The organism is Streptomyces sp. NBC_00704, assembly GCF_036226605.1.
GTDB lineage: Bacteria > Actinomycetota > Actinomycetes > Streptomycetales > Streptomycetaceae > Streptomyces.
In genome coordinates this window covers 7,124,522-7,149,750 of the sequence record NZ_CP109000.1, presented here as the reverse complement: position 1 = coordinate 7,149,750, position 25,229 = coordinate 7,124,522, and the positions used below count along the sequence as shown (strand labels likewise).

Sequence of the window (25,229 nt, the reverse complement as noted above, 5' to 3'; positions counted from 1 at the left end):
CGCCGGGCGGCGCCCCCGGTCAGCAGTAGACCATCGGGCACCCGTGCCGCAGGGAGTACTGGGCGGCCCGCAGGTACACCGCCACGTAGAACGCGGTGTCCAGGTCCTCGGCCCAGCGGCCGGGCCGGGCGGCGGCGACCTCGCGTCCCTCCCCGTCCAGGAACCACAGCGTCAGTTCCAGGTTGCCGGTCTGCGGTATCGCGTCGAGCGGCAGGCCGAGGACCGCGGCCAGCCGCTCCGCGATCGCGAGGACCTGCGGCGCTCCCGCGACCAGCGTCTCGTCGCTGTACGGCGTGCCGATCGGCAGCTCCATCTCCCGGTCGAGGAAGAGCGGCACCAGGACGGACCACCCGGAGAGGGTCTCCTCCTCGGCCCGGGTCAGATGCGCCCGGCACAGAGCGGAGAACCCCTCCATGGACGGGCTCATCTTCTCCTCGAACCAGCCGCCGCCGGGGTTCGACGGCTCCCCCGGCAGGTACGGCGGCTGGCCGCGCCGCCGCAGTTCCGCGTTCAGCGCGGCGGCCGTCTCGCCGTGCCCGCCCTCGTGGCGCCCGAGCCACTCCCGCGCGTCCACACTCACCAGATACACACCCATGATCCGCAACGTACCGCCCGCCACCGACAGCGGCCCCCGACCGGGTGACAAAACCGGTGAACAAGCGCTTGGATAGTGAGCGGATCACGTCCGCAGCCCGCGCGAGCGCCCGGAGGCCCCGTTGTTCACGTCCGTCGACGATGTCTCCGCCCGCCTGGCGCGGAGCGGCTACCTGGCCTCCCCCGCCGTCGCCACGACCGTCTTCCTCGCCGACCGGCTCGGCAAGCCGCTGCTGGTCGAGGGGCCGGCCGGGGTCGGCAAGACCGAACTGGCCAAGGCCGTCGCCGAGGTGGCGCGGGCCCGCCTGGTGCGGTTGCAGTGCTACGAGGGCGTCGACGAGTCCCGGGCGCTGTACGAGTGGAACCACGCCAAGCAGCTGCTGCGCATCAGCGCCGCCCGCGACGAGACGTGGGACGAGACCCGCACCGACATCTTCAGCGAGGAGTTCCTCCTCCCCCGGCCCCTGCTGACCGCGATCCGCGGCGACGAGCCGACCGTCCTGCTGATCGACGAGACCGACAAGGCCGACGTCGAGGTGGAGGGGCTGCTCCTGGAGGTGCTCAGCGACTTCCAGATCACCGTCCCGGAGCTGGGCACCGTCACCGCGGCCCGCCGCCCCTTCGTCGTCCTCACCTCCAACGCGAGCCGGGAGCTGTCCGAAGCGCTGCGCCGGCGCTGCCTGTTCCTGCACATCGGCTTCCCCGAGGAGGAGCTGGAGCGGCGGATCGTCCGGCTGAAGGTGCCCGGGATCGGAGCGGCGCTGGCCGAGTCGGTGGTCCGGGTGGTCGGCGCGCTGCGCGCGATGGACCTGCGCAAGGCGCCGTCGGTGGCCGAGACGATCGACTGGGCGCGGACCCTGCTCGCCCTCGGCGCGGACGCCCTCGACGAGGACGTCGTGCGCGAGACCCTCGGCGTGATCCTCAAGCACCAGGACGACATCCTCAAGGCCGGCGCCAAGCTCGACCTGGACGCCGGGTGAGCGCCGAGGTCACCGACCGCCTCGTCGGCCTCGTCGCGGCGCTGCGCGCGCACGGCGTCCGCGTCGGCACCGGCGAGACGGTCGACGCGGCCGAGGCCGCTGCGGCCCTCGGGTTCGCCGACCGCGGTCTGCTGCGCGAGGGCCTGGCCGCGACGCTCCTGCACTCGGCCGGCCAGCGGCGGGTGTTCGACACCGTCTTCGACCTGTACTTCCCCCACGGCGTCGGCGCCCCGCAGGACGAGGCCGGCGACCGGGACGACCTGCGCGACCGGCTGGCCGCCGCGCTCGCCGCGGACGACGAGGCGCTGCTGGCCCGCCTGGCGATCGAGGCGGTCGACGGGCTGGGCGGGTACGGGAGTTCGCCGGGCTCGGACGGCTGGTCGTCGCACCAGACCCTCGAACGGCTGCGCCCGCAGACGCTGCTGGCGCGGGTGCGCGACGACGTCCGGGCCCGCGGCGGCGCGTCCGGCTTCGCCGACCGGCTGCTGGAGGACGAGATCCGGCGCCGCATCGAGGCCTTCCGCGCCCTCGTCGCCCGGGAGGCACGGCGCCGGGTCGCGGAACGCAGAGGGCGCGACGAGATCGCCCGGCGCGCGGTGGCGCCCACCGCCGACCGCGTCGACTTCCTGTACGCGGGCAAGGACCGGCTGGCCGAACTGCGGCGGACGGTGCAGCCGCTGGCCCGCAGACTGGCCACCCGCATGGCGGCGCGCCGCCGCCGGGCCGCCCGCGGCACCATCGACCTGCGGCGCACCCTGCGCGGCTCCCTCTCGACGGGCGGGGTGCCGATACGGCCCGTGCTGCGCCGCCGTCGCCCGGTCCGCCCCGAACTGGTGCTGCTGTGCGACGTGTCGGGTTCGGTGTCGGGGTTCTCCGACTTCACGATGCTGCTGGTGCAGGCGCTGCACGACCAGTTCAGCAAGGTGCGGGTGTTCGCCTTCGTCAACCGGATCGACGAGGTGACGCGGCTGCTGGAGCACGGCGCCGCCGATCCAGGGGGCCTCGGCGCCCGCATCCGCGCCGAGGCCGCGGTGACGGGCCACCACGGGAGCAGCGACTACGGCATGGCGCTGGGCGAGTTCGCGGAGCGGCACGGCGCGGCCGTCGGACCCCGCACGACGGTGTTCGTCCTCGGGGACGCCCGCACCAACATGAGCGACCCGAACCTGCCGGCCGTCCGCGAGATCGCCGAACGCGCCCGCCGCCTCCACTGGCTGAACCCGGAACCGCGTTCGCTGTGGGGCACGGGTGACTCGGCGGCGCCCGAGTACGCCGGGCTGGTGCCGATGCACGAGTGCCGCAACGCCCGCCAGCTCGCCGAACTCACCGGCCGCCTGCTCCCCGTCTGACGCCCGGCCACCCGGGCGCGGCCGCCGGGGCCTACTCGGCCTTCGCGTAGTCCTTGGCCATCGCCCCGGCGAAGTCGTACACCACGCACTGGTCGTCGCCCACCACCCAGGCGTCGTGGCCCGGCGGGATCACGAAGACGTCGCCCGGGCCCACTTCGGCCTCGCCGCCGTCGTCCATGGTGACGTGCATGCGTCCGGAGACGACATAGCCGTTGTGGTGGATCATGCAGGTGGAGGTGCCCGCGACGGACGCGAGCGACTCGGTCCAGCGCCAGCCGGGCTCGAAGGTCGCCACGGCGAAGTCCAGCCCCGTCATATGGACGGCCTCGATGTGACCGCGGGGGAAATCGCGGCGCTCGTCCGGCTTGTCGAGCGTCTTCACTTCCATCATGACGCTCCTCCCTTCCGGCCGCGCTCGTCCACGGCCGGGGCCCGGCTCCCCGGCGGACCTGGACGTCACCGGTGGAAGCCGCGCCCCTACGCCTCCATCGTCCGCCTGTCCACCGGGGGCCGCCATCCGGGCGGCACGCGTCTCAGACGTCGCCGCCGCACAGCTCGGCGAAGCGGGCCGCGTCGACGTTGCCGCCGGAGACGATGACGCCGATCCGGCCGCCCGTGACCGTGACCCGGCCCGCGAGCAGGGCGGCCAGACCGGAGGCGCCGCTGGGCTCCGTGACGATCTTCAGGCGTTCGAAGGCGAAGCGCATGGCCGCGCGGATCTCGTCGTCGCTGACGAGGACGATCTCGTCCACGAGCCGCCGGTTGACCGAGAAGGTCAGCTCCCCGGGGATGTGCACGGCCTGGCCGTCGGCGATGGTGCGCGGCACCGGGATCCCGACGCGGCGCCCCGCCTCCAGCGACCGCTTGGTGTCGTCCCCGTCCTGCGGCTCCACGCCGACGACGCGGACGCCCGGCCGCAGCCCCTTGACCGCGGTGACGCTGCCGGCGAGGAGCCCGCCGCCGCCGACCGGCACGAGCAGCGCGTCCAGCTCCCCCGCCTCCTCCAGGAGTTCCAGCGCGGCCGTGCCCTGGCCCGCCATGACGTGCGGGTGCTCGTAGGGCGGGATCAGGGCCAGGCCCCGGTCGGCGGCCAGCGCCTCGGCGACGGCCACCCGGTCGCCGGTGTAGCGGTCGTACGTCACGATCTCGGCGCCGTAGGCCTCCGTGGCCGCGCGCTTGGAGCGCGGCGCGTCCTCGGGCATCACGATCACGGCGGTCGTGCCCAGTTCGCGCGCGGCCAGCGCGACGGCCTGGGCGTGGTTGCCGGAGGAGTAGGCGGCGATGCCCCGGGCGAGCTGCTCGGGGGTCAGCCGGGAGGCCGCGTTGTAGGCGCCGCGGAACTTGAAGGCGCCGACGCGCTGGAAGTTCTCGCACTTGAGGAGGACCTCGGCGCCGACGGCCCGGTCGAGGGTCCGGGAGCGGAGCACGGGTGTGCGGTGGGCGACGCCCTTGAGTCGGACGGCCGCGTCGCGCACGTCGTCGAGGGTGATCGGCAGGGGGGTGGTCGTCACGTGTGTGCTCCCTCGGGGGTGCCGCCGGCGCCGTCGGCGGCGCGCGGGGCTCTGGACCGGGACAGGTAGTGGTAGGCGGAGGCGCGGGAGATGCCGAGACGGGCGGCGATCTGCTCGACGGCGCGGCGCACGCCGAACACCCCGCGGTCGTCCAGGCCGCGGAAGAGGGCCAGCCGGGCCGGGCCGTCGAGACCGGCCCAGGTCTGGTCCTGCCGTGCGAGGTGGGCGTCGAGCAGGGCGTCGACGACGGAGTCGATGTCGTCGCCGAAAGCGGTCACCGGCGGGTCGGACCGCCCTCCGGCCGCCCCCGCGAGCGCGGCCAGCAGGCCCTGCACCCGGTCGACCTCGGTGACGTCCACGTTGACGCACAGGGCGCCGAACACCGCGCCCGCGGAGTCGCGCAGCACCATCGTGGACGACTTCACGAGCTTGCCCGCGCCGGTGCGGGTGACGTAGTTCAGCTCGTCGGCCGCGTCGTCGCCGCGGGCGAGGACGCGCAGGCCGATCTCGCTCATCGCGCCGCCGGCCGTCCGCCCCGTCACCGCTCCGGCGACGGCGACCACCGAGCGTTCGGGGCGCCGGTAGTCGTGCAGGACGACCTCGCACACGGGCCCGAAGGTCGCCGCGATCCCCTCGACGAGGGGAGTCAGCGCGCGCAGGATCGCGTCCCGCTCGGCTTCCCGGCCCCGGCTCGCTGCGACGGCTTCCATACCGCCATTAGACCAGCGGTTGGACGAGGAGTCCAGCGGCTGGATTTCTGGTCCATCCGCGGACCGCCGTCCGTGCGAGCGCGGCCCCGCGTGGACCCGGCTCGGCGGGTCGCGGGCGAACACCTGGAGGGGAACCGCGGATCAAAGGGTGGTGCCGTCAATTGCCGTTTCCCTAGGATGGGTTGCCGGTCGCGCCCGTCCGTGGCACGGCAGGGATCCTGGGGGAAGAGATGCAGCCTGGAAATCAGCTGTCCACGTCGATCGACGCGTCGGTTCCGACGGCCGCGCGCATGTACGACCACTACCTGGGCGGCAAGGACAACTACGCGGCCGACCGCGCCGCCTGCGAGGAACTCGACAAGGTCGTCCCGAGCACCCGCGCCCTCGCCCTGAACAACCGGCGCTTCCTCCAGCGGGCGGTGCGCACCCTGAGCCGGGAGTACGGGATCCGGCAGTTCCTCGACCACGGATCCGGCCTGCCCACGCAGGACAACGTGCACCAGGTCGCCCAGCTCGTCGAGCCGGACACGCACGTCGTCTACGTCGACAACGACCCGATGGTCCTCGTGCACGGGCGGGCCCTGCTGGAGCAGGACGAGCGGACCACCGTCATCCACGCCGACATGCGCGACACCGAGACGATCTTCGCGCACCCGGAGACGCAGCGCCTGATCGACTTCTCCCAGCCGGTGGCCGTGCTGTTCAACTCGGTGTTCCACTGCATTCCCGACAGCGAGACCGACGGGCCGCAGGCGCTGGTGCGCCGGGTGACCGAACGCCTCGCCCCCGGCAGCTTCGTGCTGATGTGCCAGCTCGTCAGCGAGGACGCCGAGGTCAGGGAGTTCGTCACGGACTTCATGGACAAGGCCACCCAGGGCCACTGGGGCCGGGTCCGCCAGCAGAAGGACGTCGCCGCGCTCTTCGACGGCCTGGACATCCTCGACCCGGGGCTGGTCGAGGTCTCCACCTGGCGCCCCGACACCGAGGTCGCGCCCCGCCAGCTCACCCAGGAGTGGATCGAGTTCGGCGGTGTGGGCCGCCTGCCTTAGGGAGCCGTCCGGCGCTCGCGCCCCGCCGCCGGGGCGCGCTGTGCCGTCAGGGGTAGCGCTGCCGCACGGTCGCCTCCAGCAGCGCCACGGAGTCACGCGGGTTGAGCGCCTCGTCGGCCAGCCGGTCGAGCGCCACCCGGTACTCCTCCGTCTCGTCCCGGTCCTCCAGGAACGTGGCGCTGCGGATCTGCTCCAGGTAGACGACGTCGGGCAGATCGGCGCCGCCGAAGCGCAGGTAGGTGACCGGTATGGCCGGCGCCGAGGCGTGCGTGACGTCCAACGGCACGACCTGCACGGTGACATGGGGCAGCGCGGCCAGCTCGACGAGGTGGGTGAGCTGCTCGCGCATCACGTCCCGGCTGCCCAGCACCCGCAGCAGCACCGACTCGTCGAGGACGGCCCACACCCGTGGAGCGTCCGGCCGCCGCAGCAGTTCGGTGCGTCTGGTCCGCAGTTCCACCCGGCGCTCGACCTCCCGTGACGTCGCCGACGGGAGCCCTCGCTCCACGACGGCACGCCCGTACGCGGGAGTCTGCAGCAGTCCGGGCACGTACTGGATCTCGAAGGTGCGGATCGCCGTGGCCGCCTCCTGCAGTCCGACCAGCCGGTCGAACCACTCGGGCATCAGCCGCTTGTCGTAGCGCTGCCACCATCCCGGCTGGCCCGCCTGCCGCAGCAGCTGGATCAGCACCGAGGCCTCGTGGTCGTCGGTGCCGTACAGCGACAGCAGGGCGCGCACGTCGGCCTCGACCGGGGGCTTGCGCCCCTTGCCCGCCTCGATCCGCGACAGCTTGGCCGGGCTGAACCCGAGAGCGCGCGCGGCCTGGTCCTGCGTGTAGCCGGCGTCCTCACGGATACCGGCCAACTGCACGCCGACCAGCATTTTCAGCAAGGTCGGCGCGGGCTCGGCCCGGTTCAGATACGGTTCGAGACGGGACACGCGAGGTGACTCGACAGACATCCTGACTCCCCGTGGACCGGCAGACGACAGACCGCAGTATCGCATCCGAACCCCTCCGGCCGCACGCCGCAGGGGAATTGAGGTTCCGTCGAGCACCAACGCGCCCCGTCGAACCCCTTCGCGCTCGGCGGTCCCCCCGCACAACCCCTCTGGCCGGCACGGCATTCGCCGGGCCGACGGAACCCCCACCGGGTCCTCACGCCGTCCGCACGCGACGTTCACACCAGATGGTCGAACTCCCCGCCCTTCGCCCCCGCCACGAACGCGGCGACCTCGGCCGGCGTGTACACCAGCGCCGGGCCGTCGGGATCACGGGAGTTGCGCAGGGCCACCCCTCCGCCCTCCAGGGCCGCGACCTCGACGCAGTTGCCCTCGGCGTTGCTGTGACTGCTCTTGAGCCAGCGGACGCCCAGCGAGCTGGCCCGCACTCCGTTCGGCACTGACGACATTGCACTCTCCTCGTTCCGTGCGCGCAATTTCCCGTGAAATTGCACGAGGGCCTCTTCAGCGTGGATAATAGCCATGCCGTCAACCGCCCTTCCGGCCCACTGTCCTGACGTCGTCTCAGGGAGATGCCCCGTGCCATCACCTGCGCAGTTCCGGAGTCCCGGGTCCGTCTTCGTCCGCGACTCGCCCAGAACCGCCGCCCTGGACCTCGCGGGCAGCCGCGAGGAGTTCGCCCAGGCGCGCGACTTCACCCACCGCACACTCGACCACTGGTCCCTGGACCACTGCACCGACGACGCGCTCACCGTCGTCACGGAACTGGCCGCCAACGCGGTGCTGCACGGGCTCCCGCACACCTCGGCGGACCGGTGCCGGGTACGGCTCAGGCTCACCCTGCGCCGCTCCCACCTCGTGTGCGCCGTCACCGATCCGAGCGACAGCCTGCCCGTCTACCCGCACCCCGGGGACAGCCTCCTGGAGCACGGCCGCGGACTGCACATCGTCGAGGCCCTCTCCGAACACTGGGGCTGGACCCGCCGCTGCCCGGTGGGCAAGACCGTCTGGGCCATGCTGCCGACCCGCCACCTGCCCTGATCCACGACCCCCACCAGACACCGGACATGACTGCCACGAAGAGAACCGCACCGCTCGCGGACCTGGGACACGTGCCGTGGCCCGAGATCAAGGACTCCACCGGATCCGCCGCGGGCATCCCCGTCCTGCTCACCACCCTGGCCCGGGGCGACGCTGTCAGCGCCGACTCGGCGTTCGGCCAACTCCGGCGACGCATCTGCCAGTTCGGGTTCGTCGTGGACGAGGCCACGGCGGCGACGGTGCCCTTCCTCTGGGAACTCGTCCGCCTCCCCCAGGTCACCTGCCGTGCGCAGATCCTGCGCCTGCTGAAGAGCATCGCCGACGCCCGGCAGTGGGAGACCACGGCCGTCGCGTACCCCAAGCTGCTGCACCATCCGGACAACTACGTGGCCTGGGAGCGCGCGGCCCGTCACGCCGTCCGCGCCCAGCGCGACGTCCTGCGCCAGCTGCCGGCCGAACCCGACAGCGAGATACAGCGCGCGACCAAGGAACTCGCCGCCGCCCTGACCGACTGACGGACGGACGGACGGACGGTGGACGGGTGGGCTCACCGGCCGCCGCCGGACCGCCGCCCCGCCCCGGCGTCTCGGTGCGAGCGCTAGGTTGACCGCATGAGCAACCTTGACCGCTCGCCCGTGCCGAGCGTGTGCGGCGGCCGCGGATTCGTCGTCGCCGAACCCGTCCGCGAGCTGCTGAGCCCCCGCCATGTGACACTCGGCGCGTCGACCGAGGTGCGCCGGCTGCTGCCCAACCTCGGCCGTCGCATGATCGGCGCCTGGGCCTTCGTCGACCACTACGGCCCCGACGACATCGCCGACGAACCCGGCATGCAGGTCCCGCCGCATCCCCACATGGGCCTCCAGACGGTCAGCTGGCTCCACGAGGGCGAGGTGCTGCACCGCGACTCGACCGGCAGCCTCCAGACCATCCGGCCGCGCGAACTCGGCCTGATGACCTCGGGGCGCGCCATCAGCCACTCCGAGGAGAGTCCGCGGGCGCACGCCCGCCTCCTGCACGGCGCGCAGCTGTGGGTGGCGCTGCCGGACGCGCACCGTCACACGGACCCCCGCTTCGAGCACCACGCCGGCCTGCCCACCGTCGACGCGCCCGGCCTCACCGCCACCGTCCTCCTCGGCGACCTCGACGGCGCCACGTCACCCGGAACCGCGTACAGCCCCATCGTGGGCGCCGACCTCGCCCTCGCCCGGGGCGCCGACGTCCGGCTGCCGCTGGAGCCCGACTTCGAGTACGGCGTCCTGTCCATGTCCGGCGAGGTGCACGTGGACGGCGTCCCCGTCCTCCCCGGCTCCATGCTGTACCTCGGCTGCGGCCGCACCGAACTGCCCCTGCGGGCCGAGTCGGACGCGGGCCTGATGCTGCTCGGCGGCGAACCGTTCGAGGAGGAGCTCGTCATGTGGTGGAACTTCGTCGGCCGCACCCAGGCCGAGATCGAACAGGCCCGCGAGGACTGGACGAAGGGGACACGGTTCGGCGAAGTGACCGGCTACGACGGGGCCCCGCTGCGCGCCCCGGAACTCCCGCCGGTACCCCTGAAACCCCGCGGCCGGGTGCGCTGACCGGGCGCAACACCGGCTCTCGACCCACCGGACCCACGCCGCGGCCCGGCCCCGCCGGAAGGGACGGGCCGGTCCGGACGACCGCTCAGCCCGCCTTCCGGAACACGAGGACCTCGGTGGTGGCGACGCCCATGGGCGCCAGGAAGCCGGCCTCCAGGGTGCAGCCGAGGGTCGCGAAGAGGTCCACGCAGGCCCGGCGGGGCATGGCGGCCGGATAGGAGCCGTGCCCCTCGCCGCCCTGTGTCGCCCAGGTGCGCACCGCGTCCGGGTCGAGGCAGGTCTCCGTCATGACGTCGAAGACGATGCGGCCGCCGGGGCGCGTGACACGTGCCATCTCGAAGAAGTAGCGGGAGGCGCAGAGGAAGGTCACGGTGTTGAACACCTTGTGCGCCTGGACGAGGTCGACGGTGGCGTCGGGTGTCGGGGCGAGACTGCACCCCGCGGTCGGCCGGGCGATCACGCCGAACGTCTCCACCAGGTACCCGGCCCAGGGCGCCGCCGTCTCGTAGATCTCGTAGCGGTCCGGTGAGCACTCCTTCAGCGTCTTCTCCAGGTACCGCCCCGATCCGGGGCCGATCTCCAGCACCGAGGCCGGGCGGTCGGCGTAGACGCCGAGGGCACGCAGTTCGTCGATGGTCGACTGGGTGGCGCCGGGCGTCCCGTTCATCACCGTGTCGATGTGGTCGCCGACCGACAGACCGGACGCCCGGGCGGCCCGCATCGTGGGCTCGAAGGGGAGGAAGTCGTCGACGCCGCCCCGGTTGTCGCCGCTGCGCACGATGTCGAATCCGGCGCGTCCCAGGAGCCGCCTGGCTCCGGACTTCACTGCCCTGCCTGCTGCCTGCATCGGGCAACCCCCCAGATCGTCCTATTTCGTGGTCAGCATAGGATCTCCGAATCGAAGCCGCAGGGATACGGACAATTCGCTACGCCATGAAGATTCCACGCAACGGCGCCTGTCGAGGCGGCGTGCTCACGCCCGGCGTGCACGCTCGCGCGCCGAGGTCGCGGGGGGACGCGGGAACCGGAAAGGCCTCCGGCGCGCTCTGCGTGTTGTAGTCCCTTCACGTAAAAGGATGAGCCACAGATGATCACCCTCACCAAGGAAGACGGCCCGGCCGACCTGGACGGAGTCACGCGCCTGACCATCGGGGTCTCCTGGGACCCCACCGCCGGCAGCAGCGGCGGGGTGCTCGGCAAGCTGCGCCGCAAGTCCGGCACCGACCTGGACCTGATCGCCGTGGCCATGCAGGGCGGCGACCCGGTGCGCCTCGCGGGTCTCGACTCCCTCGACCCGATGGGCAACGGCTCGCTCGTGCACAGCGGCGACAACCAGACCGGCCACGGCGACGGGGACGACGAGACGGTGACCGTCGAGTTCGCGCGGATACCGGCACAGATCACGTCGATCGTGTTCGTCGCCGCCGCGTACAAGAAGGGCAGTTCCTTCCAGAAGGCCCGCAACATCAGCTTCAAGGTCTACGACGCGACCGGGGGCAGCTCCCAGCAGGTCGCCGACATCTGGCCGAGCCTGTTGACCCAGGACAACGGCTGCGCCGTGGCCAAGGCCGTCCGGGTCGGGGCGAGTTGGAAGCTCGAAGTCGTCAACGTCACGGGGAAGATCAAGCAGGGGGACGAGCACGCCCTGATGCGCTTCGCCGTCAGCAAGTAGGGCCGGGCCCGCGAAGGCCGTCCGGCAACGTCCCCCGTGCGCTTCCCGCGCGGTCTCGGGCGCGTTCCCGGACCGGCCCGCCCCCGTGACGGGGCGCCGCACGGGTGTGTGAAGGTGGGAGCCGGTGAACGGCACGCGTATACGGGGGCAGTGGTGGACGAGGTGCTCTACGGCGAACGGTCCTGGAACCCGCTGGCACGGCTGGTGGAACTGACCGGGGACCGGTTGCGCGACGGCGGCAGGACGACGCCGTTGACCGAGGTGAACCTCGCCGCCATGGCCGAGGCGTTCCAGCGCGGTCGCTGGCTCGGAGGCGGCGGGACCGAACGTGCGCTGGACGGGCTCGCGCAGGGCGCGGGGGTGGTGCCCGTCACCCGCGTCACCGGCACCACCATGCTGGTGAGAGTGCGGCAGACGGCCCGGTTCGCCCGCACGCTCGGAGAGTTGGCGGTGCGCCGGTGCGGCGGGCCCGCCCAGGTGGCCGCGCTGGCGGAACGTGCCCGGGCCGAACAGGTGCCGCTGTGGATCGCCCGGCGGTTCGCCCCGGGCCCGGCCGGGCCGATCGCCGTCGCCGTGGACCGGCGTCTGGTGCGGGTGGACGTCTGGGGGCCGCACGCCCCCGTCGTGCGCATCCGGGCTCCGCACGGCTTCCCCTCCCCCCACGCCGGCGACCCCTCCCGCGGTCTGCGCCTGACGGTGGACGACGTCGCGGCGGAACTCACGCTGCGGAAGAAGCTGCGCAAGTCGAAGAGTTCCGTGGATGTGCGGCTGCCGGGACGGCACTGGGCGCTGCGCCGCGAGGATGCGCTGACGTCCCGGCTGCTGCGCGACGACCGCCGTGTCGCCCTGCTGACCAGGCCGCCGCGCCGGCCTTCGTTCGAGCCGGGCACGGTGCTGCTGCCGCTCACCCCCGTGGAGTACGAGAGCGCCGACCCGCTGGACGCCGTCATGGCGCAGGTCTTCGCCGTCGCCTTCGGGCTCGGTGACACGACGGGGCTGGCGCGGTTCCCGTCGCAGCGGCGCCCGGTGAGCGGGGGCGAGCCCGTCGCCTTCGACGAGGGGTGGGACCGCCCCTGGTTCTCCAACCTGGGCACGAGCGTCCACGACAACGAGTCCGGCGGCGGCGACGGCTGGGGATCCGACGGCGGGGACGCAGGCGAAGGCCACGGCGGCGGAGACGACGGCGGCGGGGGCGACGGGGGCGGGGGTGACGGCGGCGACTAGGAGTCGTGGCCCGCGTGAACGCTGGAGATGGGCGGGCGTGCGGGCTTCTTGGGTACGGGAGTTCCGGCTTCGCCCGGTCCATCTCCGTGGCGGTGTGACGAGATGGGTTTGGGGGCGTTCGGGTGGTTCGCCGCCGGTCCTGCAACTGCCGGCGGGCGGGCGGCCTCCTGGACAGCAAGCGAACGCCGAACGCTGGAGGTTGTATGCGGGACTGGCAGTATTCACCGACCGCCGTCACGGTGCCCGAGCTGATCCTCGACCCCTACCGCTGCGGTTTCGACGCGCGGACGACCCTGGAGGGGACGGAGGCGGGAGAGCAGTGGGGGGACGAGGACTGGCGGGTGCCGCCGCAGGGACGGGCCGCCGAGGAGGAGCCGCTGTGGCCCGCCCCTGACCCGGGCCGGCGGCTGCCGTCGGCGGTGGCCCCCGCCGACCGGCGGCGCCTGGAGCTGCACGCGGCGCTCATCCGGGCCGGAGTCGCGCCCGCGCCCGGCGACCTGCACGCGGTGGAGACGTTGAGCGGCCTCGACGACACCGTCAACGACGCCGTCCGCCGCTGGATCGCCGGCCGCTGAACGGGTCCGGCACGCTGCGGCGCGGACGGGTGGGAAGGCTGCCGCCCGGCGGACGGCGACCGGCGTCCGTGCCGCGCGGGCCGGGCGAAGTGGCCTGCGGAGGCTGGTCACTTGACGAGGAAGTCGGCCGCCCTGGTGTCGAGCGTGCGGGTGCCGTTCTGTGCGGTGGCCAGCACGGCGACGTGCCAGACGCCGCGCGGCGACGACCCGGCGTCGGAAGCCGTGGTCCTGACGCCGTAGGTGCAGATCGCGGTGTGCTTCCTGAAGGGCTTGCAGACGGCGGGCTCCGCCTCGGCCATCTCCTTCGCGGTCGGCTCGTGCTCGGCGAGCGACGAGTTCTGCGGCCAGGCCAGCACCTTCACGTCGTCGACGCCGGAGGACGTCGTCACGTAGGCCGTGAAGGTCAGCGAGCCGTCGTGGCCGGCCGCGGGGGCGGTGTAACGGGCGGTGGCGTGGGTCAGCGCCGGGGGCTGCTCGCCGGCGTAGGCGAGTGCGTACGCGCCTGCGCCCACGAGGACGGCAGCGCCGGCGGCGACGGTGAGGGCCATGCGTCGGGACACGAGTTTCTCCGCAACTGTCTCAACTGGATCCGGCCGGCGTCCGTGGCGTCCGCCGCTGCACCGATCCTCGCGCCGTGAGGATGCGCCCGGCATGGGGGAACGTACTCAGTCCGGCTGAGTACGCCCGCCGGGCCGTCCGGCCGCATACAGGCGGGCCCGGCCCTCCCGCGTGGGGAGGGCCGGGCCCGTGGGGGTGAGCGTCAGGCGGGGCGGATGTTCTCCGCCTGCGGGCCCTTCTGGCCCTGGGTCACGTCGAACTCGACCTTCTGGCCTTCCTGCAGCTCGCGGAACCCCTGGCTGGCGATGTTGGAGTAGTGGGCGAAGACGTCGGGGCCGCCGCCCTCCTGCTCGATGAAGCCGAAGCCCTTCTCGCTGTTGAACCACTTCACAGTGCCCTTGGCCATGACCGTCTCCTTCGGGGAGGGGGGACCGGACACGCACCCTGCGTGACCGGGAGGTGATCGCCCTGGTCCGGAGAGACGCTGAACAGCAGGGACGCCCGTGAGGGCAATCACGGGCGAACGGGACTTCGGAACCACGACTGCTGATCACAACGGTATAACGAAGGAGGGCCGGACGTCACCGGCGACGCGCCGGTACCGGCCGGTTCCGGTCCGTCCGGCCGACGGCCCGGCACCGGCCCGCGCGCCTCGTCAGGAGGGCCGCCCGCCGAACCGCCAGTTGTGCACCTCGATGGCGGCGTACCGGTCCTGGGTGAGGACGGCGCGCGCCGCCTCCGGATCCGACGCCTGGAGCAGCACCGCCGTCCCGAGCCAGGTGGCGCCGTCGTCGGACAGCAGCGGCCCGTGGGCGATCAGGTCGTCGTCCCGGCCGGGCGGCGCCACGAGGTCGGCGCCCTCCCCCGCGCCGAAGCCGAGCACCAGATACCGGTTGCCGCCGGTCCGGCCGCCGGGGAAGTCCCACATGGTGCGCCCCAGAGTGTTGCGCCACCGTCGCAGCAGCACGTCCCGGTAGGCGCCGGCCTGGTGGTTCGGCTCGTCGAAGGCGAAGGCGCGGGCCGCCGCGGGGCCGGGCAGGTCGAGGATGTGCACGCTGCCGGTGGGCGTCTCGCCGTCGTCCGCGAGGGTCGGGCCCCGGGCGATCAGCTCCTTCGCGAAACCGTCCATGTAGGACCAGTGCGCTTCGATCAGCTGCTCACGCAGCGCCAGGGAACCCGGCCGGTCACGGTGGTAACAGAGAAAGTCCATGCCCAAGGATCACTGTCGGCCGGACCCCAGGGCGAACGGGTTTCCCCAGCCGTCGCACAAAGTGCGTCGACTGACGACAGAACCATTGACCCACTCGTCCCCCACCCCTACCTTCTGACCGAACATTCGAACCCTGTCCGATATATCGGACGAGCGAGCGTCCCTCGCCCGTCCGCACGCCTCTCCTGGAGAGCAGATGAGCACAGGCCCCCGGTCCGACTTCCAGCCGTCCCGCAGGCGGTTCCTCGGCATGGCCGCCGGCGTCCCCCTCGCCGCCATGGCCGCCGACCTGACCATCGGGGCGGGCGCCGCCCACGCCGCGGACTCGGCCTACGTGATGGCGTACTTCACCGAGTCCACGACCATGCTCGAGGCCAACTACGGCCTGCACCTGGCCGTCAGCCGGGACGGTCTGCAGTGGATGCCGCTGAACCAGAACAACCCGGTGGTCACCCCCACCGAGGGCGCGCTCGGCCTGCGCGACCCGTTCGTCCTGCGCAAGCAGGACGGCACCTTCGTGGTGCTCGCCACCGACCTCAAGGGCACCGACTGGAACTACGTCAGCCAGTACGTCCACGTCTGGAACTCCACCGACCTGCGCACCTTCACCGGCTACCACCGGCTGAAGCTGCACGACATGAACACCCACAGCTGGGCGCCGGAGGCCTTCTGGGACGCGGGCCGCGGCCAGTACGCCCTCATCTACTCGGCCGTCAACAGCAGCGGCCACAACGTCATCATGGTCAACTACACGACCGACTTCGTCACCGCCTCCGCCCCCCAGGTCTTCTTCGACCCCGGCTACGACGTGATCGACGGCGACATGGCCGTCGGCGTCAACGGCGTCAACTACCTCTACTTCAAGAAGAACGGGACGCTCGTCGGTGCCCGGTCCAGCTCGCTGAACCCCGGGAGCTTCACTCCGTTCAGCACCGCCGTCTCGCACGGCGGCACCGAGGCGCCCACCCTGGTCAAGTCCCTCACGTCGGGCGCCTATTACCTCTGGGGCGACACCTACACGCCCAACGGCGTGTTCTACGCCTGGCAGTCCACGGACCTGTCGGCCGGCACCTGGACCGCGCTCGACCAGCGCCTCTACACGCAGCCGCTCAACTCCAAGCACTGCGGCATCCAGCCGATCACCTCGACCGTGTACGACAACATGGTCGCGAAGTGGGGCGCCCCGGACTGGAACAGGATCAAGTCGTACAACTTCCCCGGCCGTTACGTCCGGCACGCGAACTACGTCGGCCGGATCGACCCCTACCCCTTCGACCCGTTCACCGACTCCCAGTGGAAGATCGTGCCCGGCCTCGCCGACAGCTCCGGGGTGTCCTTCCAGTCACTGGCCCAGCCGACCCGCTACCTGCGGCACTACAGCTACCAGCTGAGGCTCGACGTCAACGACGGGACCGGCACGTTCGCCCAGGACGCCACCTTCCACAAGGAGGCGGGCCTGGCCGATTCCACGTGGGCGTCGTTCCGCTCCCACAACTTCCCCACCCGGTACATCCGGCACTCGGACTACGTCCTGCGCATCGACCCGATCACCACCGCCACCGAGCGCGCGGACGCCACCTTCTCCGTCGTGTACTGACGGGCCGCACAACGGCCGCCCGGACGCTTCGGCTCCGCTCCCCTCCCGAGTCCGGGCGGGCCGCGCGCACCCCGGTGCCGGACCCGCTCCTTCATCCGTTCGGTGGCCGCCTGCTCGCACACCCCCAGGGCCCCTGCCTGAGATGGGACCAGCGCGTTCCGGCCCAAGGGTGCGAGGCACCGGGCGGCGGGGACGCGGACATCGACCGGGAAGCGGGTGCGGCCGAACACGGCCGCACCCGGCCCGAAAGGAGAGCGTCATGCCACAGGGTTCCAGCGCCAAGCGGGAGCGTCAGTACCAGCACATCAAGGAGGGCGCCCGGAAGCGCGGCGCCCCGAAGGGCCGGGCCGAGGAGATCGCGGCGCGCACCGTCAACAAGGAGCGGGCCCGGGCGGGCGAGTCGAAGACGGCGAGCCGGACGTCGATCCGGGACCCCAAGTCCGCTCCGCAGCGCGGCGGCCTGCGCTCGCACCGCGGCGCTCAGGGGCCGACGCGGGACCAGCTGTACGCGGAGGCGAAGAAGCGCGGCATCAGCGGCCGCTCCTCGATGAACAAGCAGGAGCTGACCCACGCTCTCGGCCGCTGACCGGCCCGGCACGTCCTGAGCTGCCGCGGACGTCCTGAGCCGTCTCCAGGGCCCGCCCGTCGTCTCGTGGACGCCGCCCGCCCGGGGAGGGGCGACCACCCCTCCCCGGGCGCAACCGGACGCGGGCACCGGTCCCGACTCGAGCGGGCCCGGCCCGGTCCGGGGCGGTTCGGTCCGGTCCGGTCCGGCGCGGTCCGGCCCAGTCCGGTCCGGCGCGGTGCCGTCCGCTCCGGTCAGTCGGGCTTGTTCGGCGGCTTCTTCCCCGGCGGCTTCGGCTCCGCCTTGGGCTTCGCCTCTTTCTCGGCCTTGGCAGTCTTCTCGGCCTTCGCGGCCCCCGCCGCCTTGCCGGACGGTTTGCCGTGCGCCGGTGCGCGCCGCTCAGCAGGGGCCCGGCCGTCGGACGCAGCGCCGGCGGCCGCGCCCTTCACGTAGGCCGGGTCCGTATCCGCGCGGCCGGAAGAGGGCGGCGCACTCCGCGCCGACGCGGCGGCACGCAGTGGCACGTGGGAGGCGTCGCCGGGCGGGGCCGACGGGGTCCCGGGCGCCGGGGAGGCGCCGTTCCCGCCGGTCGAGCCGCCGTCCGGGCCGCCCTTCCCGGCGGGCCGGCTGACCGCGCCCGTCGTGTTTCCGTGGCCCCCCTGCTGCGAGTAGCCGTCGGTGACGGCCAGAGCGGCGGCCATGACCCCGGCGAGGGCGACGGCCCCGCCCGCCACCAGCACCCGGCCGCGTGCGGCGGGCTTCGCAGCGGCTGCCCGCGGTGCCGGGAGCCCGGCCGGGTGCGTCGCCTCGTCTCCCCGCGCCGGTTCGCGGCTCCCCACCAGGGCAGGGGCGCTGTTCGCCGCCGCGGTCCCCGGCGGCGGGACGACGGCCCCGGCGGCCCCGGCGGCCTCGACGGGTCCGGAGAGGGGCGCGTCGGCGAGGGCGGCCAGCGTGCGGGCGCAGTCGAGCGCGGAGGGGCGTGTCAGCTCGTCCAGGGCGGTCATGTCCCGCAGCAGGGCGGCGAGTTCGACGGGAAGTCCGTCGGGCAGCACCGGCGCGCGGTGGAGCCGCGCGATCGCCGCCTCGAGTGGACCGCCGTCGTACTCGAGCCGGCCGGTGAGGCATTCGAGGAGCACCAGTCCGAGGGCGTAGACGTCGGCGGGACGGCCCACGGGCCGGCCCAGCACCTGTTCCGGGGAGAGGTAGGCGGCGGTGCCGACGAGGGCCCCGGTGGCGGTGCGGGTGGTGGCGTCGACCAGCCGGGAGATCCCGAAGTCCGTGAGGTAGGGGCGGTCCGAGGCGCCGAGAAGGATGTTGGACGGTTTGACGTCGCGGTGCACGATCCCGGCCTCGTGGGCGTGGGCCAGGGCGCGGGCGAGGTCGGCGCCCAAGGCCGCGGTCCGCGCGCAGGACAGGACGCCTTCCGCGACGCGCGCTCTGAGGGTGCTGCCTTCGATCAGCTGCATGACCAGGTAGGGACGGCCGTCGTGCCGTCCGGCGTCGTAGGCGGTGACCAGCCCGGGATGCTGGAGCCGGGCCAGGATCACGGCCTCGCTCTCGAAGCCCTCCTCCGACGTGGCGGTCGCGCCGGGGCGGAACACCTTCACCGCGACGGCCCGCCGCAGCCGCAGGTCGTAGCCGCGGTGGACGTCCGCCGCGCCGCCCGAGCCGATGCGGGCGTCCAGACGGTAGCGGCCGGACAGCACCTCGGCCGAACACCGGGAGAACGGCGCCAGGGCCGACTCGCGGAGCCTCATTCCCTCTCCCTCTTGCTTCGGAGCACATGTACCGCGGGCTCCCGTTCACCGAGGCACGCCGGACGCGGGTACCCGCCGGAGCCCGGCCTACCCCCGAACCCGAGTCGTCCGGCGGAGCCGCGGGAACGCGGGCTCCGCCGGACGGCAGGCAGGCTGGCAGGCGGACGAGCGGGTCAGCGCAGTCCGGCGAAGAGGTCGTTCTCGGGGACGGGAGCGCCGGTGGTGTCCTGGACGCGGACGAAGGTCTCGACGCCCATCAGCTCGGTGAACCTCTCCTGGCCCATCTTGAGGAAGAAGATGTTCTCGCCCTGGCTGGCGTGCGCGGCCAGCGCGTCGAACTTCTGGGCGCCGTAGGCGGACGTGTCCACCCAGGTGGTGATCTCCTCGTCGGGGAGTCCGATCTCGGCCAGCGCGGCCGCCTCGGCGGGATCCGGCTCCTGCACCTCGGCGCCCCCGAACTCGCGCATCAGCTCGCCGAACCGCTGCATCATCGAGCGGGGCGCCGTGGTCCAGTACACCTTCGGGGTGAGCCCCGTCATCTCCAGCGCCGCCATCGTGATGCGGTTGGCCTGGATGTGGTCGGGGTGACCGTAGAAGCCGTTCTCGTCATAGGTGACGACGACGTCGGGCCGGTGACGCAGCAGGAGTTCCGCCAGCCGGGCGGCGCCCTCCTCGACCGGGGTCCGCCAGAAGGATCCGGGGGCGTCGTTGGTCGGCCAGCCCATCATCCCGGAGTCGGCGTAGTCCAGCATCTCCAGTTCGTCGATCTTCAGCACCTCGCAGCTCGCGGCGAGTTCCTCGCGCCGCATGCGGGCGACGGCCGCCGGATCGTGCCCGGGGTCGCCCGGCTTGACGCCCCCGGGTCCGTCGCCGCAGCCGCCGTCGGTACACGTCACGAGGACCGTGCGGATTCCCTCGGCCGCGTAGCGCGCGAGCACTCCTCCGGTTCCGGTGGCCTCGTCGTCGGGGTGGGCGTGCACCGCCATGAGCGTCAAGGGCGAGTCGTTCATGAAAACAGTCCTCCTGCGGGACAAAGGGGATGGTCCGGGTCGAGTCCGTGGCGTGGTGAAGCGGTCGCCCTTCGATATCAGACGTCTCACTGCCGGACACCGGACGACGAGGCGTACCCGACCGGCCCTGGATCACGCCGGGACGTCCCGTCGATCGCCGTGTGCCCCGCCGTGTGCCCCGCCGTCCGCGCCGCCGGTCTCTCGTCGGCTGCAACAACGCCGTCCGGAGCCCCTGTTCCCGACCTGGGCAGGAAGTTCGTGAACCGCGGCGCGCACACCGTCGCCGGGCCCTGTCAAGGCGAGTTCCCGGCCCTTTCCCGCGCCCCGGCACTCCGACGCCCGTCGTCTTGTCAGGTCCATGATCCTCTCCTACAGTCCCAGCGGAGAACGGAATGGGAGCGCTCCCAAAGCTGACGGGTGCGCCCTGGCCCCCACACCCATCGCGGAGGACCCGCATGCAACCGTCACACCTCCCGGCCCGCAGGGTGCGCGCCCTGGCCGGCGCGCTGCTCACCTCGCTCGTCGCGCTGGCCGCGCTGCTCACCGGCGCCTCGGCGTCGCACGCCGACACGACGATCTGCGAGGAGTTCGGCTCCACCACGATCAAGGGCCGTTACGTCGTGCAGAACAACCGCTGGGGCACGAGCGCCACCCAGTGCATCACCGTCACGGACTCGGGCTTCAGGATCGCCCAGGCCGACGGCTCCGTGCCCACGAACGGCGCCCCGAAGTCCTACCCGTCGGTGTTCAACGGCTGCCACTACACCAACTGTTCGCCGGGCACGAATCTCCCGGCCCGGCTCAGCGGTATCTCCGGGGCCCCCACGAGCATCTCGTACAGCTATGTGGGCGGTGCGGTCTACGACGCCGCCTACGACATCTGGCTGGACCCGACGCCCCGCACCGACGGCGTGAACCGCACCGAGATCATGATCTGGTTCAACCGCGTGGGGTCGGTGCAGCCGGTGGGCTCGCCGGTCGGCTCCGCCACCGTCGCCGGACGCCAGTGGCAGGTGTGGTCCGGCAACAACGGCACCAACGACGTCCTGTCCTTCGTGGCGCCGTCGACGATCGACAGCTGGAGCTTCGACGTCATGGACTTCGCCCGCAACGCCGTCTCGCGCGGACTCGCCACGAACGACTGGTACCTGACGAGCGTTCAGGCCGGCTTCGAGCCGTGGCAGAACGGCGCCGGGCTGGCGGTGACCTCGTTCTCCTCCGCCGTGAACCTCGGCGGCGGCACCCCCGGCGACCCCGGCGGCCCGGCGACGTGCAAGGTGTCCTACGGCACGAGCGTGTGGCCGGGCGGCTTCACCGCCGACGTCACGGTGGCCAATACCGGTTCCTCCCCGATCAACGGCTGGAACCTCGCGTTCACGCTGCCCGGCGGGCAGCACATCACCAACGCGTGGAACGCCGCCGTCTCGCCGTCGTCCGGCTCGGTGACGGCCACGAACGTGGCGCACAACGCGTCCATCGCGCCGGGCGGGCAGGCCTCGTTCGGGTTCCAGGGCTCCTACGGCGGCAGCTTCGCCAGGCCGGCCTCGTTCAGCCTGAACGGCACCGCCTGCACCACCGCCTGACGCGCCGGACCGACGCGAGCCGTCGCGTCGTCCGCACACCGGGACCCGTCCCGCCGGCCCCGCGCCGGCGGGACGGGTCCCGCTCCGTTCCCGGGACTTCGCCTCCTGGAGCCCTCTCCCCCGTCGGCAGGGGGACGGTGCGCGGACGGGGACGGCGGCAAGGGCGCGAACCGGGCGATCCGCATGCGGCCCAATCACTCATGAACCAGGCGAACCCGACGCCCTCCTGGCCGACAACGCGCGGGCCCGCGCGGAAGCCGTGTGCCCGCTTCCGTCGGGCCCGTAGGATCGGTGATCTCTTGGGGGGAGGTGGTCATGGGCAGGCGACGCCCCGGCACTCCGACGCTGGAAGAGGTGGCCGCTCACGCCGGGGTGGGGCGGGGCACGGTCTCCCGCGTCATCAACAACGCGGCCGGTGTGAAGGACTCGACGCGCCGATCCGTGCAGCGGGCCATCGAGGAACTCGGCTACGTTCCCAATCTCGCGGCCCGTTCGCTGGCCGGGCGGCGCGCCGACGCCGTCGCCCTCGTGCTGACCGAACCCGACTGGAGGCTCTTCGCGGAGCCGTTCTTCTCGGAGATCGTCGGCTCCCTGGGCGACGCGCTGGCGGACACCGGGATGCAGTTGATGCTGACCCTGGTCCGGTCGGAGGACGAGCGCCAGCACTTCCTGGAGTACGCGCGCGGCGGCCGCGTCGACGGGGTGCTGCTGATGTCCGTGCACGCCGGGGACCCGCTGCCGGACATGCTCGCGGAGGCGCGGGTGCCGACGGTGATGCTGGGGCGCCGCTCGGGCGACGAATACGTCAGTTACGTGGACGCGGACAACGTGGGCGGTGCCCGCAGCGCCGTCTCCCACCTGCTGTCGCGGGGCCGCGCGGTGATCGCCACCGTCACCGGGCCCCTCGACATGTACGCAGCCCGGTGCCGGCTGCGCGGGTACCAGGACGCCCTGGCGCTGGCGGGCCTGCGGAGCAGTCCGTCGCTGGTCGCCGAGAGCGACTTCACGCAGGACGGCGGGCGCCGCGCCATGGCCGAACTACTCGAACGGCACCCGGAGATCGACGGTGTCCTCGCCGCGTCGGACACCACGGCGGCCGGGGCGTTGCAGGCGCTGCGGGCCGCGGGACGACGCGTGCCGGACGACGTCGCCGTGATCGGTTTCGACGACTTCGCGCTGGCTCAGCGCACCGAGCCCCGGCTCACCACCGTGCGTCAGCCGCTCGAGGAGATGGGCCGGACCATGATCCGGCTCCTGCTGGAGGACATGGAGGAGCAGTCGGCGGCCTACCGTCATGTCATCCTCCGGACGGAGCTGGCGGTGCGCGAGTCGGCCTGACGCGGTGCGGAACGGGAGCGCTCCCGTTTCCGGGAACGGGAGCGCTCCCGAAACGGGTGCGGGGTGTCGTCCCGGCCGCGGGCGGGCGACGCGGGGGCGGCCCGGTGTGCCCGCCCGCCCATGGCCCCCCGCCGGGCGGCTGCCGCGTCCGTCCCGGCACGCCACTCCCCGCACCCCGTTCCCCGCTCTCCGCTCTCCGCTCTCCGCTCTCCGCTCTCCGCTCTCCGGCGACCGTCTCGGCCCCCGGCCGTGCGTCACGACCGGAGGGCACCTGTCCGCGAGGCTCCGGAGTCCGTCACGGGGATCGTCCGGGTCGCGCCGTCGGCGTCGTTCAGGCGCGGCTCCACTTCTGGCCGGCCCGGCCGTCGCAGCTCCACAGGACGAGGGGGGTGCCGTTGGCGGTTCCGGACCGGTCGGCGTCGAGGCACAGTCCCGCGTGGACGTTGCGGACCGTGCCGTCGGAGCCGACGGTCCACTTCTGGTTGTCCTGGCCGTTGCAGGGCCAGGTGACGACGCGGGTGCCGTTGGCGGTTCCCCGCTCGTAGGCGTCGAGGCACTTGTCGCCGAACACGCGGATCTCGCCGCCCGCCCAGGTGGTCCAGAGCTGGTTGGCGGCCGTGTGGCAGTCCCACAGCAGGGCGGTGGCGCCGGCGGCGGTGGAGCCGTTGTCCACGTCCATGCAGCGGCCGGAGCCGGCGCCGCGCAGTCGCGAGGTGGTGGCGGCCAGCGGGCTGCCGCCGCTCACCCGGAACACGGCCACCCCGTGCGCGGGCACGTTCGCGGCGATCGGGCCCGACGAGCTCGACGTGCCGCCGGTCCACAGGTCCGTGAGGGTGAACTGCCCGCCGGACAGCCCGGCTTGCGTGGCCGTGGTGGAGATCGTCGTGGCGCCCGACCCGCGGTTGAACAGGCCGACCGCGACCGAGCCGTCGGACAGCGGCTTGGCGAACACCTCGGTGTTGCCGTCGTCGCGCACCCGGCGGCCGCCGGCGCCCAACGCGTCCTGGTCGACGGCCAGCAGACGCGGGTTGCGCAGGATCGCGCTCACGTCGGAGGACATGGTGCGGATGTCGTTGCCGGCCATGAGCGGGGCGCCCATCAGGGCCCAGAGGGCGAAGTGGGAGCGGGACTCGGTGAGCGACAGACCGGGGCGGCCGACGACGAGCATGTCGGGGTCGTTCCAGTGTCCCGGGCCCGACTGGGCCGCCAGCGGGGCGGTGACGTCCAGGACGTTGCCGACGCCCATCGGGTAGCTGTTGGTGTTGCCGTTCTGCCAGATGTCGAGCAGGTCCTCGGTCGTCCGCCACAGGTCGGCGACCTCGCCCCAGTTGTACGAGGCGCCCGTGATGGCGTGGAAGCTGTTGGGATTGATGCTGTAGACGATCGGCCGGCCGGTGGCGCGCAGCGCGTCGCGCATGAGCGTGAACCGCGCGACCTGCTCGTCACGGGTTCCGCTCGACGAGCACCAGTCGTACTTGAGGTAGTCCACGCCCCAGGACGCGAACGTGGCCGCGTCCTGGGCCTCGTGCCCCCTGCTGCCCGTCGACCCGGGATAGGCGCCGCTGGTCTGCGCGCAGGTGCGGTCGCCGGGGACCTGGTAGATGCCGAACTTCAGGCCCTTGCCGTGGATGTAGTCCCCGAGCGCCTTCATGCCGCCGGGGAACTTGGACGGATTGGCCCGCAGGTTGCCCGACGCGTCGCGCTGCGGGTCGAACCAGCAGTCGTCGACCACGACGTACCGGTAACCGGCGTCCCGCATGCCCGAGGACGCCATCGCGTCGGCGGCCTGTCGGACCTGCGCCTCGGTGACTCCGCACCCGAAGCTGTTCCAGCTGTTCCAGCCGAGCGGCGGGGTGAGCGCCGGACTGCCGGGGGCGGCCGCGGCGACGTCGGTGGAGTGGACGACGGCCGTGAGGGAGGCGGCGACGGTCAGCGCGGCGGCCGCGAGGAGATCGAGGAGTCGTCTGCCTGGTCTGGGCACGCGGTTCCTTTCCGAAGGGTGTAGCGCCGAGGGTGGTCACCACCGACGGCGCCGTGGGAGACAAGGGATGACTGGCACGGGCAGGACACACGCGCGGGGCACGCAAGGCGGATGTCATGCATATGACAGCGATGTGACTGTTCGAAATTTCGGTAGGATTTCGGAATGCCGACCCCACGGATGGTAGAGAGACTGCCGCGGGTGTCAACACGGCAGACAGGCCGACTGTCCCACCCGCCGCTTCAGAGTCCTCACGGAAGCCTGCGGATCCCGAAAGCTTTCGTCACCGATCCCGCATCATGCGAGCCGGATTGACGGGATCTGTCCTGCCCGCGCCCTCGGCGTGTTCGTCACGCGAATGTCCTGGACCGGATGCAGTATCGGCCG

Annotated in this window: 26 protein-coding genes; 13 read left to right on the top strand and 13 right to left on the bottom strand. The window is 72.7% G+C overall.

Annotated features, from left to right (window positions below; translation table 11 throughout):
- Nucleotides 1-19: 19 nt before the first annotated feature.
- On the bottom strand, nucleotides 20-595 hold the full coding sequence (locus OG802_RS31045) for a hypothetical protein (RefSeq protein ID WP_329415880.1): 576 nt from the start codon (nucleotides 593-595) through the stop codon (nucleotides 20-22).
- A 121-nt stretch (nucleotides 596-716) separates the two neighbouring features.
- Between OG802_RS31045 and OG802_RS31040 the strand changes: the two genes are divergently transcribed.
- Nucleotides 717-1,574: an AAA family ATPase gene (locus OG802_RS31040; protein WP_329415878.1), complete on the top strand. Its 858-nt coding sequence runs from the start codon at nucleotides 717-719 to the stop codon at nucleotides 1,572-1,574.
- Nucleotides 1,571-2,923 carry a VWA domain-containing protein gene (locus OG802_RS31035; RefSeq protein ID WP_329415877.1) on the top strand — a complete coding sequence of 451 codons (1,353 nt, stop codon included), beginning with the start codon at nucleotides 1,571-1,573 and terminating at the stop codon, nucleotides 2,921-2,923. The genes OG802_RS31040 and OG802_RS31035 overlap by 4 nt, the downstream gene beginning before the upstream one ends.
- Nucleotides 2,924-2,954: 31 nt before the next feature.
- On the opposite strand, the gene OG802_RS31030 is transcribed toward OG802_RS31035, so the two are convergent.
- The 3 genes from OG802_RS31030 to OG802_RS31020 form a co-directional block, all read right to left on the bottom strand.
- Nucleotides 2,955-3,314 (bottom strand): cupin domain-containing protein, encoded by a 360-nt coding sequence (locus tag OG802_RS31030; RefSeq protein WP_329415876.1) that lies wholly within the window; start codon nucleotides 3,312-3,314, stop codon nucleotides 2,955-2,957.
- 142 nt (nucleotides 3,315-3,456) lie between these two features.
- Nucleotides 3,457-4,434, bottom strand: a complete 978-nt coding sequence (locus OG802_RS31025) for a pyridoxal-phosphate dependent enzyme (RefSeq protein WP_329415873.1) — start codon at nucleotides 4,432-4,434, stop codon at nucleotides 3,457-3,459.
- Nucleotides 4,431-5,144: a helix-turn-helix transcriptional regulator gene (locus OG802_RS31020; RefSeq protein ID WP_329415872.1), complete on the bottom strand. Its 714-nt coding sequence runs from the start codon at nucleotides 5,142-5,144 to the stop codon at nucleotides 4,431-4,433. The genes OG802_RS31025 and OG802_RS31020 overlap by 4 nt, the downstream gene beginning before the upstream one ends.
- 230 nt (nucleotides 5,145-5,374) lie before the next feature.
- On the opposite strand from OG802_RS31020, the gene OG802_RS31015 reads away from it, so the two are divergent.
- Nucleotides 5,375-6,193, top strand: coding sequence for an SAM-dependent methyltransferase (locus OG802_RS31015; protein WP_329415871.1), 819 nt, complete (start codon nucleotides 5,375-5,377; stop codon nucleotides 6,191-6,193).
- Between the two features lie 46 nt (nucleotides 6,194-6,239).
- Here the strand turns inward: OG802_RS31015 and OG802_RS31010 are convergent, their stop codons facing one another.
- Both OG802_RS31010 and OG802_RS31005 read right to left on the bottom strand, forming a co-directional pair.
- A complete protein-coding gene (locus OG802_RS31010; RefSeq protein ID WP_329415869.1) occupies nucleotides 6,240-7,154 on the bottom strand; it encodes a helix-turn-helix domain-containing protein in 915 nt (304 codons plus the stop codon).
- A gap of 218 nt (nucleotides 7,155-7,372) precedes the next feature.
- On the bottom strand, nucleotides 7,373-7,603 hold the full coding sequence (locus tag OG802_RS31005) for a DUF397 domain-containing protein (RefSeq protein ID WP_329415867.1): 231 nt from the start codon (nucleotides 7,601-7,603) through the stop codon (nucleotides 7,373-7,375).
- A 130-nt stretch (nucleotides 7,604-7,733) separates the two neighbouring features.
- On the opposite strand from OG802_RS31005, the gene OG802_RS31000 reads away from it, so the two are divergent.
- The 3 genes from OG802_RS31000 to OG802_RS30990 all read left to right on the top strand — a co-directional run bounded on the left by OG802_RS31000 (nucleotide 7,734) and on the right by OG802_RS30990 (nucleotide 9,772).
- Nucleotides 7,734-8,195, top strand: coding sequence for an ATP-binding protein (locus tag OG802_RS31000; protein ID WP_329415866.1), 462 nt, complete (start codon nucleotides 7,734-7,736; stop codon nucleotides 8,193-8,195).
- Between the two features lie 26 nt (nucleotides 8,196-8,221).
- Nucleotides 8,222-8,710 (top strand): hypothetical protein, encoded by a 489-nt coding sequence (locus OG802_RS30995; protein WP_329415865.1) that lies wholly within the window; start codon nucleotides 8,222-8,224, stop codon nucleotides 8,708-8,710.
- A 96-nt stretch (nucleotides 8,711-8,806) separates the two neighbouring features.
- Entirely contained in the window at nucleotides 8,807-9,772 is a 966-nt protein-coding gene (locus tag OG802_RS30990) for a pirin family protein (RefSeq protein WP_329415864.1), read from the top strand.
- An 85-nt stretch (nucleotides 9,773-9,857) separates the two neighbouring features.
- On the opposite strand, the gene OG802_RS30985 is transcribed toward OG802_RS30990, so the two are convergent.
- Nucleotides 9,858-10,619, bottom strand: a complete 762-nt coding sequence (locus tag OG802_RS30985; RefSeq protein WP_329415863.1) for a methyltransferase domain-containing protein — start codon at nucleotides 10,617-10,619, stop codon at nucleotides 9,858-9,860.
- A 240-nt stretch (nucleotides 10,620-10,859) separates the two neighbouring features.
- On the opposite strand from OG802_RS30985, the gene OG802_RS30980 reads away from it, so the two are divergent.
- The 3 genes from OG802_RS30980 to OG802_RS30970 all read left to right on the top strand — a co-directional run bounded on the left by OG802_RS30980 (nucleotide 10,860) and on the right by OG802_RS30970 (nucleotide 13,243).
- A complete protein-coding gene (locus tag OG802_RS30980; protein ID WP_329415862.1) occupies nucleotides 10,860-11,444 on the top strand; it encodes a TerD family protein in 585 nt (194 codons plus the stop codon).
- Between the two features lie 150 nt (nucleotides 11,445-11,594).
- Entirely contained in the window at nucleotides 11,595-12,668 is a 1,074-nt protein-coding gene (locus OG802_RS30975) for a hypothetical protein (RefSeq protein WP_329415860.1), read from the top strand.
- Between the two features lie 203 nt (nucleotides 12,669-12,871).
- Nucleotides 12,872-13,243, top strand: a complete 372-nt coding sequence (locus OG802_RS30970; protein ID WP_329415859.1) for a hypothetical protein — start codon at nucleotides 12,872-12,874, stop codon at nucleotides 13,241-13,243.
- Between the two features lie 107 nt (nucleotides 13,244-13,350).
- Here the strand turns inward: OG802_RS30970 and OG802_RS30965 are convergent, their stop codons facing one another.
- From OG802_RS30965 to OG802_RS30955, 3 genes are all read right to left on the bottom strand, one after another.
- A complete protein-coding gene (locus tag OG802_RS30965; RefSeq protein ID WP_329415858.1) occupies nucleotides 13,351-13,803 on the bottom strand; it encodes a DUF5707 domain-containing protein in 453 nt (150 codons plus the stop codon).
- Nucleotides 13,804-14,003: 200 nt separating this feature from the next.
- Nucleotides 14,004-14,207: a cold-shock protein gene (locus OG802_RS30960; RefSeq protein WP_069768673.1), complete on the bottom strand. Its 204-nt coding sequence runs from the start codon at nucleotides 14,205-14,207 to the stop codon at nucleotides 14,004-14,006.
- A gap of 249 nt (nucleotides 14,208-14,456) precedes the next feature.
- Nucleotides 14,457-15,011, bottom strand: a complete 555-nt coding sequence (locus OG802_RS30955; RefSeq protein ID WP_329415854.1) for a YciI family protein — start codon at nucleotides 15,009-15,011, stop codon at nucleotides 14,457-14,459.
- Between the two features lie 196 nt (nucleotides 15,012-15,207).
- On the opposite strand from OG802_RS30955, the gene OG802_RS30950 reads away from it, so the two are divergent.
- Entirely contained in the window at nucleotides 15,208-16,608 is a 1,401-nt protein-coding gene (locus tag OG802_RS30950) for a glycoside hydrolase family 43 protein (protein WP_329415852.1), read from the top strand.
- Nucleotides 16,609-16,867: 259 nt separating this feature from the next.
- Nucleotides 16,868-17,194: a plasmid stabilization protein gene (locus tag OG802_RS30945; protein ID WP_329415851.1), complete on the top strand. Its 327-nt coding sequence runs from the start codon at nucleotides 16,868-16,870 to the stop codon at nucleotides 17,192-17,194.
- Nucleotides 17,195-17,427: 233 nt separating this feature from the next.
- On the opposite strand, the gene OG802_RS30940 is transcribed toward OG802_RS30945, so the two are convergent.
- On the bottom strand, nucleotides 17,428-18,930 hold the full coding sequence (locus OG802_RS30940; RefSeq protein ID WP_329415849.1) for a serine/threonine-protein kinase: 1,503 nt from the start codon (nucleotides 18,928-18,930) through the stop codon (nucleotides 17,428-17,430).
- A gap of 173 nt (nucleotides 18,931-19,103) precedes the next feature.
- Nucleotides 19,104-19,940 carry a PIG-L family deacetylase gene (locus OG802_RS30935; protein ID WP_329415848.1) on the bottom strand — a complete coding sequence of 279 codons (837 nt, stop codon included), beginning with the start codon at nucleotides 19,938-19,940 and terminating at the stop codon, nucleotides 19,104-19,106.
- A 455-nt stretch (nucleotides 19,941-20,395) separates the two neighbouring features.
- Here OG802_RS30935 and OG802_RS30930 point away from each other — a divergent pair, with 455 nt between their 5' ends.
- Nucleotides 20,396-21,523, top strand: coding sequence for a GH12 family glycosyl hydrolase domain-containing protein (locus OG802_RS30930; protein WP_329415846.1), 1,128 nt, complete (start codon nucleotides 20,396-20,398; stop codon nucleotides 21,521-21,523).
- A gap of 315 nt (nucleotides 21,524-21,838) precedes the next feature.
- Complete coding sequence (locus OG802_RS30925) at nucleotides 21,839-22,861, top strand: LacI family DNA-binding transcriptional regulator (protein ID WP_329415843.1); 1,023 nt, start codon at nucleotides 21,839-21,841, stop codon at nucleotides 22,859-22,861.
- Between the two features lie 331 nt (nucleotides 22,862-23,192).
- Here the strand turns inward: OG802_RS30925 and OG802_RS30920 are convergent, their stop codons facing one another.
- On the bottom strand, nucleotides 23,193-24,842 hold the full coding sequence (locus tag OG802_RS30920; RefSeq protein ID WP_329415840.1) for a glycoside hydrolase family 27 protein: 1,650 nt from the start codon (nucleotides 24,840-24,842) through the stop codon (nucleotides 23,193-23,195).
- Between the last annotated feature and the right edge of the window lie 387 nt (nucleotides 24,843-25,229).

Coding starts and splice junctions, on each gene's coding strand:
- OG802_RS30985 (WP_329415863.1), bottom strand. CDS start 10,619: ATGCAGGCAGCAGGCAGGGCAGTGAAGTCCGGAGCCAGGCGGCTCCTG.
- OG802_RS31010 (WP_329415869.1), bottom strand. CDS start 7,154: ATGTCTGTCGAGTCACCTCGCGTGTCCCGTCTCGAACCGTATCTGAAC.
- OG802_RS30990 (WP_329415864.1), top strand. CDS start 8,807: ATGAGCAACCTTGACCGCTCGCCCGTGCCGAGCGTGTGCGGCGGCCGC.
- OG802_RS30945 (WP_329415851.1), top strand. CDS start 16,868: ATGCCACAGGGTTCCAGCGCCAAGCGGGAGCGTCAGTACCAGCACATC.
- OG802_RS31020 (WP_329415872.1), bottom strand. CDS start 5,144: ATGGAAGCCGTCGCAGCGAGCCGGGGCCGGGAAGCCGAGCGGGACGCG.
- OG802_RS30960 (WP_069768673.1), bottom strand. CDS start 14,207: ATGGCCAAGGGCACTGTGAAGTGGTTCAACAGCGAGAAGGGCTTCGGC.
- OG802_RS30995 (WP_329415865.1), top strand. CDS start 8,222: ATGACTGCCACGAAGAGAACCGCACCGCTCGCGGACCTGGGACACGTG.
- OG802_RS30955 (WP_329415854.1), bottom strand. CDS start 15,011: ATGGACTTTCTCTGTTACCACCGTGACCGGCCGGGTTCCCTGGCGCTG.
- OG802_RS30980 (WP_329415862.1), top strand. CDS start 10,860: ATGATCACCCTCACCAAGGAAGACGGCCCGGCCGACCTGGACGGAGTC.
- OG802_RS30940 (WP_329415849.1), bottom strand. CDS start 18,930: ATGAGGCTCCGCGAGTCGGCCCTGGCGCCGTTCTCCCGGTGTTCGGCC.
- OG802_RS31045 (WP_329415880.1), bottom strand. CDS start 595: ATGGGTGTGTATCTGGTGAGTGTGGACGCGCGGGAGTGGCTCGGGCGC.
- OG802_RS31015 (WP_329415871.1), top strand. CDS start 5,375: ATGCAGCCTGGAAATCAGCTGTCCACGTCGATCGACGCGTCGGTTCCG.
- OG802_RS30970 (WP_329415859.1), top strand. CDS start 12,872: ATGCGGGACTGGCAGTATTCACCGACCGCCGTCACGGTGCCCGAGCTG.
- OG802_RS31005 (WP_329415867.1), bottom strand. CDS start 7,603: ATGTCGTCAGTGCCGAACGGAGTGCGGGCCAGCTCGCTGGGCGTCCGC.
- OG802_RS31030 (WP_329415876.1), bottom strand. CDS start 3,314: ATGATGGAAGTGAAGACGCTCGACAAGCCGGACGAGCGCCGCGATTTC.
- OG802_RS30935 (WP_329415848.1), bottom strand. CDS start 19,940: ATGAACGACTCGCCCTTGACGCTCATGGCGGTGCACGCCCACCCCGAC.
- OG802_RS30930 (WP_329415846.1), top strand. CDS start 20,396: ATGCAACCGTCACACCTCCCGGCCCGCAGGGTGCGCGCCCTGGCCGGC.
- OG802_RS30925 (WP_329415843.1), top strand. CDS start 21,839: ATGGGCAGGCGACGCCCCGGCACTCCGACGCTGGAAGAGGTGGCCGCT.
- OG802_RS30950 (WP_329415852.1), top strand. CDS start 15,208: ATGAGCACAGGCCCCCGGTCCGACTTCCAGCCGTCCCGCAGGCGGTTC.